12 protein-coding genes are annotated in these 15,781 nt (G+C 39.0%); 11 read left to right on the top strand and 1 reads right to left on the bottom strand.

Annotated features, from left to right (window positions below; genetic code table 11):
* The first annotated feature begins 60 nt into the window (after window positions 1-60).
* The 8 genes from NMU02_RS00200 (at window position 61) to NMU02_RS00165 (ending at window position 8,539) form a co-directional block, all read left to right on the top strand.
* A complete protein-coding gene (locus NMU02_RS00200) occupies window positions 61-3,384 on the top strand; it encodes a DUF6443 domain-containing protein (RefSeq protein ID WP_255024999.1) in 3,324 nt (1,107 codons plus the stop codon).
* Window positions 3,381-3,923, top strand: coding sequence for a hypothetical protein (locus tag NMU02_RS00195; RefSeq protein ID WP_255024998.1), 543 nt, complete (start codon window positions 3,381-3,383; stop codon window positions 3,921-3,923). The genes NMU02_RS00200 and NMU02_RS00195 overlap by 4 nt, the downstream gene beginning before the upstream one ends.
* Before the next feature lie 117 nt (window positions 3,924-4,040).
* Entirely contained in the window at window positions 4,041-4,784 is a 744-nt protein-coding gene (locus tag NMU02_RS00190; protein ID WP_255024997.1) for a M91 family zinc metallopeptidase, read from the top strand.
* A 23-nt stretch (window positions 4,785-4,807) separates the two neighbouring features.
* Window positions 4,808-5,362 carry a hypothetical protein gene (locus tag NMU02_RS00185; RefSeq protein WP_255024992.1) on the top strand — a complete coding sequence of 185 codons (555 nt, stop codon included), beginning with the start codon at window positions 4,808-4,810 and terminating at the stop codon, window positions 5,360-5,362.
* 127 nt (window positions 5,363-5,489) lie between these two features.
* Window positions 5,490-6,470 carry an RHS repeat domain-containing protein gene (locus tag NMU02_RS00180; protein WP_255024990.1) on the top strand — a complete coding sequence of 327 codons (981 nt, stop codon included), beginning with the start codon at window positions 5,490-5,492 and terminating at the stop codon, window positions 6,468-6,470.
* Between the two features lie 2 nt (window positions 6,471-6,472).
* Window positions 6,473-7,036, top strand: coding sequence for a hypothetical protein (locus NMU02_RS00175; RefSeq protein ID WP_255024988.1), 564 nt, complete (start codon window positions 6,473-6,475; stop codon window positions 7,034-7,036).
* A gap of 490 nt (window positions 7,037-7,526) precedes the next feature.
* Window positions 7,527-7,856: a hypothetical protein gene (locus NMU02_RS00170; protein WP_255024986.1), complete on the top strand. Its 330-nt coding sequence runs from the start codon at window positions 7,527-7,529 to the stop codon at window positions 7,854-7,856.
* Between the two features lie 380 nt (window positions 7,857-8,236).
* Window positions 8,237-8,539, top strand: coding sequence for a hypothetical protein (locus NMU02_RS00165; protein WP_255024985.1), 303 nt, complete (start codon window positions 8,237-8,239; stop codon window positions 8,537-8,539).
* An 83-nt stretch (window positions 8,540-8,622) separates the two neighbouring features.
* Here the strand turns inward: NMU02_RS00165 and mnmC2 are convergent, their stop codons facing one another.
* A complete protein-coding gene (gene mnmC2, locus NMU02_RS00160; protein WP_255024984.1) occupies window positions 8,623-9,285 on the bottom strand; it encodes a tRNA (5-methylaminomethyl-2-thiouridine)(34)-methyltransferase MnmC2 in 663 nt (220 codons plus the stop codon).
* A gap of 208 nt (window positions 9,286-9,493) precedes the next feature.
* On the opposite strand from mnmC2, the gene NMU02_RS00155 reads away from it, so the two are divergent.
* The 3 genes from NMU02_RS00155 (at window position 9,494) to NMU02_RS00145 (ending at window position 15,769) form a co-directional block, all read left to right on the top strand.
* Window positions 9,494-11,878, top strand: a complete 2,385-nt coding sequence (locus NMU02_RS00155) for a TonB-dependent receptor (RefSeq protein ID WP_255024983.1) — start codon at window positions 9,494-9,496, stop codon at window positions 11,876-11,878.
* A gap of 10 nt (window positions 11,879-11,888) precedes the next feature.
* On the top strand, window positions 11,889-12,632 hold the full coding sequence (locus NMU02_RS00150) for an SDR family NAD(P)-dependent oxidoreductase (RefSeq protein ID WP_255024982.1): 744 nt from the start codon (window positions 11,889-11,891) through the stop codon (window positions 12,630-12,632).
* A 128-nt stretch (window positions 12,633-12,760) separates the two neighbouring features.
* Window positions 12,761-15,769, top strand: a complete 3,009-nt coding sequence (locus tag NMU02_RS00145; RefSeq protein ID WP_255024981.1) for a tetratricopeptide repeat protein — start codon at window positions 12,761-12,763, stop codon at window positions 15,767-15,769.
* Window positions 15,770-15,781 lie beyond the last annotated feature (12 nt).

Below are 15,781 nucleotides of genomic sequence, written 5' to 3'. Positions count from 1 at the left end.
ACGATGTTTATTTTAGGAAAGGTAAAATATATTAGATTCATTATTGGTGTATTATTCATCATGAGGGTATTATCCGGATATGGACAAACGCGTGAGCCCAGTTATGTACAAACGTTAACACCCCAGAGCGCAACGGACGGTGTGAACGAGAGTGAATTAGTGGCAAAGAGTCTGGTAACTTACCAGTACTATGACGGCTTTAGCCGACCAGTGCAAACGGTGCGGAAAGGAGTGAGCGCAGGGAACAAGGATTTGGTCAGTTATCAGGAGTACGACGGGGCAGGTCGACAAGGGCGCAGCTGGCTCCCGGTTCCTTATGGAGGTAACGGCTCATTTGTACCGGAGTCCCAACTGAAAACCGAAGCGGTTGGATTTTATAAAGATTCTTATCCATACAGCGAGCCTGTTTATGAAGACAGCCCACTGGACCGGTTAAGTGTCCGATACGGCCCGGGTCAGGAATGGCGAAACGCTGGCAAGGGAGTTAAAACGGAATATATGACCAATACGTCTGTAGCAGGCGACGTTCTGTCGTGTTACCATGTCGGCGTCCGGAAAAGTGACGGGTCTATAGAAAACCGGTTGTATCCTTCGGGGAGCTTGGTAGTAGAGAAGATAACGGATGAGTCGGGCCAAGTCCGTTATGTTTTTACGGATAAGGAGGGCCGTGAGGTACTCACGCGCATAGTCGATGGAACGGAGTATTACAATACGACGAAAGGATATGATGAAGATGGTAACCTTCTTTATGTCTTTACCCCTGGCGACCCATTGCTGCCGGATAAGATGGGTTCTCTCTCGTGGGCTTCTCCCCATTTAAAAAAAATGTCTTATAACTATCAGTACGATCACCGTAACCGTATGATCCGAAAACATATCCCGTCATGCGGAAATGTTACGATGGCATATGACAAGAACGACCGGTTGATCTTGAGCCGAGACGAGGAACAGCGCTCTGCGGGGAAATGGAGCTTTACCCTTTACGACGCCTTCGACCGTCCGGTCGTATCGGGAGAGGGAAAAGGGGCTGATTCCCTATATGTTGTTAACCATGTGATCACGGCGAAATATAACGCGTCGGTGAACTGGCAGGGAACGGGTTACGAGACGAACCTGAGTCTGACGGATGTTAGTTTACACGCGGTATATTATTACGATCATTACGGCTTTCTGGATTTGCCGGCATGCGCGCCGCATAAAGACAGTTTGTTGTATACGGGTAATCCGGAAGAAAAGCATACGCTCCTGATCGGAGGAAAAGATTATTCGGCCAAGGATAAAGTCTCGGGCAAGCGGGTCTTCCTGCTGGATGAAAGCGGTCAGGAGAATATAACGTCGGTTTACTATAACCCCCGTGGAGGAATCAGCCAGAGCCGCTCGACGAACCATTTGGGGGGCTACGAAATAGAGACGACGGATTATACGTATACGGGTCTGGAGAGCCAACGAAGGGTGCAAAGCAGTACTTCGGGATCGGGATCGGGGCTCACGGAGACCTATACTACGACATATAACCAGCTGCAACAGCCAACCCTGATCTCTTACACGAACGGCAAGGTGAGTTGTTATTTGGGCAGCAGCTATAACGCGGTGGGCCAGCTGACGGGTAATTCAGGCATAACTGCTACATGCTCTTATACATATAATATCCGAGGGTGGCGTACACGGGCTTCTAACTATCCGGGATACAGCGAACAGATCACTTACGATTATGGTGGCAATGTAACGGGGTTGAAAGGGTCGGTATATCTCTCGGGAGTGTACGATCAACCTGAAATGAACTGGGAATATAAATATAATTATGACGGATTGAACCGGTTGAAAACGACGGTAGCCGTAAGCGGAGGTCATACCGAGGCCCTGACGTATGATAAGAACGGTAATATTATGACTCTGAAACGGATCTCGAATCTGAATAATCCACAGGTTATCGACGACCTGACTTATACTTACGAGGGCAACCAGGTGAAGCGGATCACGGATAAATCGACGGCAACCAGCGATTACCACCTGTATCAATTTACGGAGAATAAACAACAAACTGGAGCTCATTACCGTTATAATAAAAACGGATGTATGACGTATAACGCGAACGCGAATATCGACAGCGTAGAGTATAACTCGCTGGGTTTGCCCTATCGTGTGAAGACGAAGAGTTCGACGAGCCAGTTCGCCTATGACGGGGAGGGAAAGAAACTCCGGGTAGGCAGCGTAACGGGCAAGAGTCTTGTTTATGCCCCGGTCACGAGTTTGTCGACGCGAGGCGTTGATACGCGATCTGTGAGTTACAGTAAAGATTATATCGGTAATAAGGAATACGTCAACGGCCGGTTATCGCGAATAGATGTCCCCGGGGGCTATATCAAGGTAAGCGGCGCCACGCATAAGGTCTACGGTTACCAAAAGGATTATCTGGGCAGTAACCGTGTTGTATTGGATGCTGCTAACAGCAGTAATGTGGTGCAGTACATGCGCTATTATCCCTTCGGATTACAGCAGAGGGAGTGTTACTGGAAGGAATTACAGCCGTATAAATATTCCGGCAAGGAATATATCTCGTTCGGTGGTTTGGAGTGTTCTGACTTCGGTGCCCGTCTTTACGATCAGTCGATCGGACGTTGGATGTGTCCTGATCCGCTGGCCGAGAAATATTACTCCGTTTCCCCGTATGTGTATTGCATGAATAACCCGATGAGGTATGTCGATCCGGACGGAATGGATATATATATGTTGACATCAGATGGTCGAACAATATTGGCATTAAAGACAGATGATAAATATGATCGATTATATAATTCTTATACTGATGTTTATGGTTATACATCAATTTCTGGGAAATACATTGATGTGATGGATAAAGGTTTATTACCTCAATTGACAAATAGCAACAATTTTTTGACCGCTGAGACTATTAACTCAAATGATGCTTTTAACGTGTTTAAATTTGTAGTTGATAATTCAAGTGTCGAATGGGGTTTAAGTGGTTATAAAAATAAAGGAAATATTAATTATGTTATCAATTCGGATTTAATTGAAGATAATGTAACCTTAAATACTATGGGGCATGAAAGGAAAGACATGACTTTTCATATACATAGTCATCCAGGGGGAGATGAAACTAAGAAAGCTTCTGGTTATGAGTTGTATAAAAATGGTATAAAATTTGGATCTTCTGATGCGGAATTTATGAATAGTCAATTTAATATTGCGAAAAAAGCAAATAAAAAATGGCCAAAAGAATATCCCACTCTATATATATATCACAAAGAATCAGGAGGAATATATAACTATGATCATATGAATAGTTCTAAATATGTTGGTAAAGCGTTAACTTATAAAATGATGAAAAGTTTAATTATGAATCATAAAATGAATATAAAATGAGAAAAAAAATGTCATTGTTACTATTAATATTTATTTTGTTTTTTATTTCATGTAAAAATAATGTTGAACATGAATCGAATGTTTTTAATCCTATCTTAAAAGAAAAAATAAGAGAAATGCTTAGTTTACAAAAAAATAAAACTAAGTATGGAAATAATGAATATAAAGTTTGTAATGTTGTTATTTTGAGAGATAATAAAAATGATGAGTGTATTGCCATAATTGCATTAGGTTCGAGTATAATTCAAAATTCAAAACAATTTATAATATCTTCTGATTCAATAAAAAATCAAACTGAGTTAAAAATTATTGGATACACATTCCTTGATAATGAAATAATAGGTTGTTGTATTTTAGCAAATTCTTGTAATAATATGTTAGTTGATGAAAAAGGATTAATTCCTATTGGTGATTCTATTCCTGGTTATAAAGGTATTATGAACTTTGACCCTAATGTTAATTTTGATGCACCTTTAAAGATATATAAAATAATAAGTTCTGATAGTCTTCAATTAATAGAATCTTTTTTTATTAATTAGATAATTAGAAATTTTTTTTAAAGTAGGATATTATTAATTATTACATATTCCTTGTTAAAGGGTAAAAATACTTTTAGATAAAAAACATATGGGTGAAGAATATGTTCGTTCGGTGGTTTGGAGTGTTCTGACTTCGGCGCCCGTCTTTACGATCAGTCGATCGGACGTTGGATGTGTCCTGATCCCCTGGCCGAGAAATATTACTCCGTCTCCCCGTATGTGTATTGTATGAACAATCCGATGTCTTGTTTTGATATGAGAGGGGATAGCATCACTACTGTAATTCAAATCAGGGAAGAGGATGAGAACGGCAATGTAAGAATACGTCATGAAAAATATTATTATGGGAAAGACTCGAGTGGAAAATATGGATTTATCGGCTCTGATGGAAAAATATATTCCGGCGATAACAGCTTTATCGCGAAATTGACGAAAGCGATAAAAAATATGAGTAAAGGGCCGGTGGGATCAGCGTTGGTTCAAGAATTAACGGAATCGACTAAGACTGTAAATATTGGAAAAGGTGAAGATAATGGAGTAAATGAAAAAGGGGATCAGATTACATGGAATCCTGAAAGTGAGGAAGGAGGGATAGATAGTAAAGGCAATGATAAGCGGCCCAGTTATATAGGTTTGGGGCATGAAATGGCGCATATTCAAGACACGTGGAACGGAACGATTGATAAAGGGATATGGACTGTAACTAATGATGGAGAGGTTATATATAATTCAGAGAAATATGCGGTATCTGTAGAAAATAAGATTCGTATAGAAAATAAAATTCCGGTTAGAACCCATTATGCAATTGAGATAAAAGATGGAGTAAAGGTCGGATTAGAAAGTACACGGGTAGTTTTCTGAAAAAATATTAAATATTTATACTTATGAAAAATCGAGAGTATATGAGATTTAGAGTAAAAAATCAAATCATTTTTGTATTCATTATCGTATTAATTATATTTATCAATATAGGATGTAAGATAACTTATAATATGTCCCGAATATCGGATGAAATATATGAGCTCCAAAAATTAAAATTTGGAGAAAATACTAAAATAAATGAACTAAAATATTTTAGAGACAGGGGTAAACTCTTGGAAAAGTTGGGCATGAGTATAAAGGATACTGGAGATACGCTTTATATATTAGAAAAGCGTGGAGCCCAAGGGGGTTATAGTTATGCATCCTGGACTCGGACAGACTCGGTTTTTTGTAATGATTATGATGGAAAATTGACACAAAAATCCCCCTTTTCATACTATAAGCGAAAATTAATATCAGAATGGGATATAAAAAAAATCAAAGAGGCAGAGGAATATAGTTCCGATTTTTATCCTAGGCCCATTATTTATGCAACAAGAATAATCTTTAAAGGGAATTTATATAATATAGATTGCATATTTTTTAAAGATATTATTATAGAACCCTCATTCTGGTAAAAAGTAAACGATATTGAAATTAAAGATCCAGATAAAAGCCTATAAAGCGGAGTAGGAGGCGGTATTGTATATAATTATTATATGCCCTGGTCCGGGTTTGTCAGCGACAACCGGGGAAACTCGTTCGATGAGTTACAGTAAAGATTATATCGGTAATAAAGAATACGTCAACGGCCGGTTATCGCGAATAGATGTCCCCGGGGGCTATATCAAGGTAAGCGGCGCCACGCATAAGGTTTACGGTTACCAGACGGATTATCTGGGCAGTAACCGTGTTGTATTGGATGCTGCTAACAGCAGTAATGTGGTGCAGTACATGCGCTATTATCCCTTCGGATTACAGCAGAGGGAGTGTTACTGGAAGGAATTACAGCCCTATAAATATTCCGGCAAGGAATATATTTCGTTCGGTGGTTTGGAGTGTTCTGACTTCGGCGCCCGTCTTTACGATCAGTCGATCGGACGTTGGATGTGTCCTGATCCCCTGGCCGAGAAATATTACTCCGTCTCCCCGTATGTGTATTGTATGAATAATCCGATGTCTTGTTTTGATATGAGAGGGGATAGTGTTACAATATTAAATTTAGGAACCGGTACAAATCAGCATATGGCAATGTTAATTCAAAACGATGCTGGAAAGTGGCAATATTATTCAGTGAATGGAGATAATGTTTATTCTTCTGGAAATCATGTAGGAGGAAGGACATTTGATGATTTAGGTATTGGGGTGTGGGATAGTCCACAACAATTTTTAAATAGTGATTATAATAAAGAAGGTGATAAGGAAGATAAACACATAAACTCTTATGGCTATATTGAAGGATATATATTACCTACTGATAAAGAACAAGATAAAATTATAAAGGAAAAATTTTTAGATATAAGTGTGAATGAAGAGTATGGGATAATATCTAATAATTGTGCAACTGTTGTTCAACGGTCTTTGAACGCAGCTGGTATCAAAACAGATCAGATACAAAAAATACCAGCTAATAAATTTTTAGGCGAATCTTCTTTTACAGTTAGACGTAATCCCTTTATTCCAAGTATCGCATTTAAAACAATTATGAAAAATAACATGAATGGTATTTACATTAAAAAATTATAACTATGAAAAATATATTGAAGGTAACCCCAATTTTTATAACTTTAATAAGTTTTTGTATAATTTATTTTTTAAATCTAAAAACAAATGTTTGGACTTCTTTTACTTTATTCTTTATTTTATTGATGTTTATTTGTTTAATTCTTATATTTATTTTTGAAAGATTAATTATAAAATTTTTTAAATCTAAAAACGTTTGGATATTTGAGTCTGTATTTTTATTTATTATGATATTAATGTATTCATTTTCACAATCTAAGTATTATTATAAAATTAATGATGATGTGGAGTGGTTTGTTGTTATATTGACAGATGATAGCACTAATTTGGAGAGTAAATATTCATTTCCGTTTGATAAAGTAGCAAATGTTTGTAATAAATCGATTTATTTTTTAAATCGTAATGAATTGTTTATAAGAACTCCTGATATTAAAAACATGGGACATTCAAAAAGTTATACAATGTGTAAAAAGCATTGGAAAGATATTGAATATGTAGTTTATGAAATTTATCCATATAAATTATCCAATTTTGATTTTAATGAGATAGAAAAGAAGATAAAGAGATAAAATATATGATTTAAACTTGTTTGTCTTTTATCAATAGCTTAAAAATATAGATGCTCAAATATTTAAAGATAAGAAACTTTTATATGTTGATGGATGGGTCATATATAATTCAGAGAAATATGCGGTATCTGTAGAAAATAAGATTCGTTTAGAAAACAATATTCCGGTTAGAACCCATTATGTATATGAAATAAAGGATGGAGTAAAGGTCGGATTAGAAAGTACACGGGTAGTTTTCTGAAAAAACATTAAATATTTTATGCTTATGAAAAATCGAGAGTATATGAGATTTAGAGTAAAAAATCAAATCATCTTTGTATTCGTTATCGTATTAATTATATTTATCAATATAGGGTGTAAGATAACTTATGATATGTCCTGAATATCAGATGAAATATATGAGCTTCAAAAATTAAAATTTGGAGAAAATAATTGGACGGATGAACTAAAATATTTTAGAGACCGGAATAAACTCTTGGAAAAGCTGGGCATGAGTATAAAAGATACTGGGGATACGCTTTTTATATTAGAATGTCGTGGAGTTGAAGGGAGTTATAGTTATGCATCCTGGACTCGGACAGACTCGGTTTTCTGTAATGATTATGATGGAAAATTGACACAAAAATCTCCATTTTCATATTATGTGCGTGGATTAATATCAGAATGGGATATTAAAAAAATCAAAGAAGCAGAGGAACGTAGTTCTGAGTTTTATTCAAGAGATTTTGTTTATGCAACAAGAATAATCTTTAGAGGGAATTTATATAATATAGATTGCATATGTTTTAAAGATATTATTATAGAACCTCAATTCTGGTAAAAAGTAAATGATACTGAAATTAAAAACACAAAAAAGGTCTATAAACCAGAGTAGAATAGCATAACGGCTAACACCTGATGAATGCCCCGGTCACGAGTCTGTCGACAAGAAGCGGTGATACACGATCTGTAAGTTACAGTAAAGATTATATCGGTAATAAGGAATACGTCAACGGCCGGTTATCGCGAATAGATGTCCCCGGGGGGCTATATCAAGGTAAGCGGTGCCACGCATAAGGTCTACGGTTACCAGAGTGATTACCTGGGCAGTAACCGGGTGGTGTTGGAAGAATCTAACTTTTTATGTAAATTTACCTGTAATGTATAGGATTGCCGGAACTGCGTTTAGTCGCAACATGCATGAATAGAAATAAAACTGTAATGAAATACCTTAGTATTAAGCAATTACTTATCAGACTTGCTATTTTGGTTGCCGTTCCTTTCGCGGGAATGCTTGCTTTGTTGTTGTTTACGAAAAGTCCCGAAGATCTCCCCTATAGGACCAATGTTAGTTTGGGGTGTGTAGTTGTCTCGTTAATTATAACCGTAATACTTTGCCTGCTTATGACAGGCGAGATGATTTATCTTTATTGTAGAAATAAGACGGCAAAAGCCAATGCAAATTTTGTAGTGGTAATTATTGGAATTTTATGGTTGTGTTTTTTTTATGTTTTTATTCTATAGCGATGAAACTATTGATATGGCTTATAGAGTACTATAAAAGAGCATATAATACAAGGGGTTGATGGTTTTCAATGGTTAGATAATTATAATTTGGTTCCCCTTAATATTTCCCTTTTACCTTTGGGCGGACCCGGTAGGCGTTCTACTTCGAACCCCGCACGTTGCAGCCTGCGCCTTACTTCCCCTTTCGCACAATATGTTGTGAGGATGCCCCCTTTAGACGTCATTGAAGCGATGCGTGTGAATATATTTTCTTCCCAAAGCTGGGGTTGTTTTTCGGGTGCGAATGCATCATAATATATTACATGATAATATCCTTCGGGTATGTGAAACGATATATCTGTTTTTGTTTTCAAGAATGTAAAATTGGGGGATAGACGGATTTCTTTTTCCCAAGGTGATAAGTGTAATTGGTGAAATAGTTCGATATGGCCTGAAGATATCATTTGCGGATATTGTAAGGGTTCTATTTCGGACCATTCGAGGGGATAAAGTTCGGTCGTAGTGTAATAAATAGTACGGGTTGATTTTTCAGCTTCGAGGGCCGAAAGAAAAGCGTTAAGACCGGTTCCGAAACCTATTTCGAGAATATGTACAGGATTTGCTTTGCTATATTTTAAAGCCGATTCGATGTAAACATGTAAAGCTTCGGTGAATGCTCCTTTTATCGAATGGTAGTGTTCATCGAGTTCGGGAAGATACAATGTAGGCAATCCGTCGTCGGTATATTCTAATAATTTTTTCATATCGATTCTGTTCTGTGCAAAGATAATAAAAGAGATGTCAATATATCTTATTTAGAATCAGTTTAAAGAAGATGGGAGATAATTTTATTTAAATTTAAACTTGGAAATATGTGTTATATCGCTTGTTTACAAAATGTAAAGAAAAATAAGATTAACTTTGACGCGATTTTTGAACCGGATACCATCGGTTTGTTTTATATATAGATAAATGAGAAAAATATTTTGTATTTGTTTTTTACTGGTTTTGTCCGTTTTTGCAGTATTCGGTCAGCAACGATATAATATATACGGTAGAGTTACAGATAAAGCTACCCGGAGTGAGGTATCCTATGTAAATGTCGTTTTGTGGGGGACGACGCAGGGAGTGATGACCGATAGCATAGGAAATTATGTAATTGCAGATGTTCCTCCGGGCATATATCGTCTGCAGGTATCTGGTCTTGGGTATAAAACGACGGTTACCCCCGAGTTTAGGGTATCTTCCCATAATTACCGTCTCGATGTGGAAGTAGAGGAAGACCGTTATGTGTTGAAAGAAGTGAGTGTAACGGCTTCGCCTTTCAGGCCTTCTGCAGAGAGTCCTATATCACGACGTGTAATAGGCTTACAGGAAATCGAAAAAAGTCCCGGGGCAAACCGGGATATTTCTAAAGTCGTAAATTCGTTTCCCGGAGTGAGTTCTACTGTGGGTAACGGTTATCGTAACGACCTGTTGGTGAGAGGTGGCGGTCCCTCAGAAAACAAATTTTTCCTTGACGGGATAGAAATTCCAAATATCAATCATTTCAGTACACAGGGTGCTTCTGGTGGGCCGGTGGGTATTATCGACGCAGATTTTATCCGGGAAGTCGATTTTTATACAGGTGCTTTTCCGGCAAATCGGGGAAATGCGCTTAGTTCGGTACTCGATTTTAAGTTAATAGACGGGGATCCCGACCGTTGTTCGGTAAAAGCTACGTTAGGAGCATCGGAAGTTGCCGTGACATCTAACGGACATATCGAAAAAAAAACGACCTATCTCGTATCGGTACGTCAATCGTATCTTCAATTGTTGTTCTCGTTACTCGATATGCCGTTTCTGCCGAGGTATACCGACGCACAGTTTAAAATAAAGACTCGGTTTTCCCGTCAGCACGAACTTACGATACTGGGCATCGGTGCCATAGACGACATGAGGCTTAATAAAGATACCGATCCCAAAGATGAAGGGAAACAGTATATTTTGAATTATCTTCCTGTAATAAAACAAAATACCTATACCGTAGGAGCTGTATACAAACATTACGCAGGAAACCATACGCAGACGTTGGTACTCAGTCATAATTTCTTGCAAAATAATAATACTAAGTACCGGGATAATGACGAGTCGACGCCCGAAAACCTGACGTTACGGTATCGATCTAATGAAGGTGAAAGCCATTTCAGGGGTGAAAATCTGTCGGTGCTGGGCCCGGTAACGGTGAATGCCGGGTTAAATCTCGATTATGCAACATATCGGAATCGTACATTTCAAAAAGCATTCGTAAATGACGAACCGATGATACATGAATACCGGACAGACCTCGATATGGTAAAATACGGACTTTTCGGCTCGGCCGCCTATGAGGGGCTTAACGGTAAATTTACGGCTTCATTCGGCTTCCGTATCGATGGTAATAATTATTCTTCTTATATGAATAATCCGTTGAAACAATTCTCTCCCCGGTTATCATTATCTTATAATCTTGTTGCCGATTTTTATTTAAACGGAAATATAGGGCGTTATTACGAATTACCGGCTTATACCACAATGGGATATAAAGAAGACGGCATATTGGTAAACAAACAAAACGGATTGACTTATATACGTTCCGATCAGGCTGTATTAGGAGGAGAATATCGTTTTGGGCAGAGGGCGCGTTTATCGGTAGAAGGATTTTATAAAAAATACACGCATGCTCCGTTATCGGTAGAAGATCAAATTCCGTTGGCATCAAAAGGAACCGATTACGGTGCCTCGGGTAATGAAGCCGCGACTTCTACTTCGGTGGGCAGGGCTTACGGGGTGGAGATGATGTTTCGTTGGTTCGGCGGCAAAAAATTTAATTTGCTTACCTCTTATACTTTTTTCCGTAGCCAGTTTATACGTCCTTCTACCGGGAAATATATTCCATCGGCTTGGGATAATAAGCATTTGCTCACATTCACGGGGATGTACAAATTACCGAAGAATTGGGATCTCGGACTGAAATTCCGGCTGATTGGGGGAGCTCCTTATACCCCTTACGACGAATATACATCTTCGATTGTTTCGGCATGGGATGCAACATCGAGGCCTTACTACGACTATACGCTGTATAATCAGGGACGGCTAAAGACATTTACAGAGGTTGATTTTCGTCTCGACAAGACCTTCTATTTCAAAGGTGTGATGCTCGGATTTTATATCGACCTGCAAAATATCCTGAATCAGAAATATAATAATCAGCCTGTGCTTGTGAGTACGGGAGAAAAATATGTCGATAATAATGGCGTAAGCCGCTATAAAATGAAATATATCGAACAAAAAAGCGGAACGATATTGCCTACGTTGGGCATTACAGTAGAATTTTAATTGAGTCGATATGAAAGAGAAATTGTTTGCAGGTCGTCGAGTTTTTGTAACCGGCGGAGCGAGCGGAATCGGTCGCTCTATCGTGGCAGCCTTTCGTAATGAAGATGCACAGGTTGCGTTTTGTGATATCCAGGAGGAAGAAGGTCGTTGTGTTTCGGAAGAGACCGGAAGCGAGTTTCTTCAAGCAGATGTGTCTGATGAAAAATCGCTGACGGAGGTATTTACCGGTCTTCTTAAGCAATGGGGCGATATCGATATTCTTATTAATAATGTGGGTATCAGTTGTTTTTCTCCTTTAATAGAAACTTCCGTTAACGATTTCGATCGTATTTTATCGGTCAATGTAAGACCGGTTTTCATTATATCCCGACTATGGGCTATTCATCGTTCGGTATCTTGCGAGCGGTATGGCCGTATTATAAATATTTCTTCTACCCGTTATCGGATGAGCGAGCCGGGTAACGAAGGGTACGCAGCATCTAAAGGCGCTATTGTATCGCTTACTCATGCTTTGGCCATGTCTTTGGCTGATTCCCGCATTACAGTGAACTGTATTTCTCCCGGATGGATAGAAACCGGGGATTATTCGTTGCTGACACCCGAAGATCATTTGCAGCATCCCTCCCGCAGAGTAGGTGTTCCCGATGATATTGCCCGGGCATGTTTATTTTTGGCCGATGAAAAAAATGATTTTATTAACGGGCAGAATTTTGTTATTGACGGAGGAATGACTCGAAAAATGATATATACCTAAAAGCCGGTTATATAAAATCGCATATCTTTTAAATATTCGTTAATAATTACGAGGTAACCGGTAGTAACGGTAAAGTTTTTTTATTTTTGTAACTTAAGAATAGTTTATTCTTTTAAGTAAACAGTATAATGAATAAAAAGATAATACTTGCCTTGTTCTTCTCGGCAGAAGTGTTGATCCCAGCCATGGCACAGGTTTCGTATCGTTCGGACCTTCCCGTTTCTTGGCTGGAGCGTGGAAAACAGATGTATAGCGTAGGTAATTATGTAGGGTGTACCGACCAATTAACCCGTTATAAATCGTTGAGTGATGATCCTCGTCTTATCGAAGAAGCCGACTTCCTAATTGCCGCATCGGCTTACTATATGCGGTCACCTCAGGCATTATCGTTGTTACAGCAGTATATACAGCGATATCCGGCTTCGGGCAATCTTATCGAAGCTCAATTTATGGAGGGAAATGTTTATTTTTTCTCCGGTAAATATGCATCGGCAGTAAAAAAATACCAAAAGATAGATATCGATCGGTTGACTCCCGATAATCAGGAAGAATATTTATATCGGACAGGATTGTCTTATATAAAAACAGATCGTATCGAGGAGGCTAAACCCTGTTTTTCGGCTTTAGTTTCGGTCGGTAAGAAATATAAGGAAGCTGCCGTATTTTACAATGCTTATATCGCTTATACCGAAAAAGAATATGATAAAGCATTGCAAGGTTTATATAAGGTGAAAGATCATGCCGAATATGGCATTCCGGCTTCATACTATATTACTCAGATTAATTATGCCGAAGGCCGGTATGAAACGGTGATACAAGAAGGTGAATCCTTACTTGCCCGACATCCGGGGAATGAGTTCAATACAGAATTAAACCGCTTAGTAGGTGAAAGTTGGTTCCGTATGGGAGAGGATGCAAAAGCTGTCGGCTATCTCGAAAAATACGTTGCAGCAACAGCTAAACCGTTGCGCAACAGTCTTTATTCGTTAGGGGTTGCTCTTTATCGTACGGGAGATTATTCGGGTGCAGTTAAAGAGCTCAGCCGTACTACGAACAAAAACGATGCATTATCTCAAAATGCATATTTGTATTTAGGACAGAGTTATCTGAAGCTCGGAGACAAAAATAATGCTCGCTTGGCTTTCGATGTAGCATCGAGGGCTACCTTCGATAAGCAGGTACAAGAGGCTGCGTTGTATAATTATGCCATGACGATACATGAGACATCGTATTCCCCCTTCGACGAATCGGTTCTCGTATTTGAGAAATTTTTGAACACTTTTCCCCGTTCTCGTTATGCCGACCGTATAAATGATTATCTGGTAGAAGTATATCTCAATACACGTAATTATAATGCAGCCCTTACCTCCATCAATAAGATTAAAGATCCTACCGCTAAAATATTAAAAGCTAAACAGCGAATTCTTTTTCAATTAGGAACTCAGTATTTTACTAACAATGAGATCGATAAAGCGCAACGGGAGTTTACTGCAGCAATCGCTTTAGGAAATTACGACAAAGAGATAAAGGCACAAGCTTGTTTCTGGAGGGGTGAGTGTAAATATCGTAATGGAGATTATGCCCAGGCTGCCGCTGATTATCGAGCCTATCTTTCGAGTACGCGGGAAACCGGGAAACCGATATACGGGCTTGCCCAGTATGATTTGGGATATGCTTTGTTTAAACTGCGGGATTTTTCACAGGCTCTCGAATGGTTTCGTAAATATGTCGCTTCTTCTCCCTCAGGGCAAGCAGCGACGCTTGCCGACGCTTATAACCGTATGGGTGACTGTTTGTATTATAATCGGCAGTATGCCCAGGCCGAAAGTAATTATGCCCAGGCTCAGTCTCTTATGCCCGCTGCAGGAGATTATGCTCTGTTTCAAAAAAGTTTTATGGCGGGCCTGCAAAAAAATTATCAGGCGAAAATTTCCGGAATGAACCGTTTGGTTACCGATTATCCGCAGTCACAGTATGTAGATGACGCCTTATTCGAGGCTGGGCTTACCTATCTACAGGTCGGTCAGCGAGAACCGGCTATCCAGTCGTTTACTAAGATTATTGGAGATTTTCCTCAAAGTCCGGTTGCCCGTAAAGCCGGTTTGCAGTTGGGGATGGTTTGGTTCAATGCCGGAGAATCAGACAAATCGATTGCAGCGTATAAACAGGTAATCGAGAAATATCCAGGAAGTGAAGAAGCTAAAGTTGCTGTTGACGATCTTAAATCGGTTTATCTCGAAATGAATGATGTCTCAACGTACGCCGATTATTTAAAATCATTGGGTGGCAGTGTCCGTTACGAGGCTTCGGAAATGGATTCACTCTCTTTCCTCTCTGCCGAGCGGGTATTTCTGAAAAATCCGGCACAAACATCTGCCGATGGGCTTGTAAAATATTTACAAAGTTTCCCGGAAGGTGCATTTACTACTGCCGCTCATCATTATTTAGGTATGTGGTATTATAATAATGGTGAGTACGAGCAGGCTCTGCCGCAGTTGACAGCAGTACTTCAGCAGAATGACAGTCCGTATGAAGAAGATGCTCTTATCCGGTTATCGGATATACAGTATAAGAACCATAAATACGATGAAGCGATTTCTACGTTTAAAAAACTCGAAATAAAAGCTTCGTCGACCGAAAACCGTTTAGCCGCTCGTCTTGGTATTTTACGGAGTGCTTATGAACTTGAAAATAATGAAGAAGTTATTATAGCTGCCGATAATTTGCTCAGCGATACGAAACTGTCTCCTCAGTTGAGTACCGAAGCTCGTTTTTATCGGGCTATGTCAGCGTTAAAGTCAGGACAAAAAGATAAAGCTGTTGCCGATTTTAAAATTCTTTCGGCCGATGCACGTACCGTTTATGGTGCCGAGGCATCTTATCGCCTCGCGCAGCAGTATTTCGATGAGGGAAATGTTTCTGCTGCCGAAAAAGAGATAAACCGGTTGATCGATGCGGGTACGCCACATCAGTATTGGATGGCGCGCGGATTTATTTTGCTTGCTGATATTTATATCGGAAAAAATGATAATTTCCAGGCCCGCCAATATCTGTTAAGCCTGAAAAATAATTATAAAGGCGAAGATGATATCGACAGTATGATAGAGGTGCGTTTACAAAAACTGGGTGAGAATTAAAAAAAGAATAAG

This window comes from Coprobacter tertius, from assembly GCF_024330105.1.
In the GTDB taxonomy this organism is placed as follows: domain Bacteria; phylum Bacteroidota; class Bacteroidia; order Bacteroidales; family Coprobacteraceae; genus Coprobacter; species Coprobacter tertius.
The sequence above is the reverse complement of the archived record's forward strand: the minus strand, read 5'-3'. Positions and strand labels throughout refer to the sequence as shown.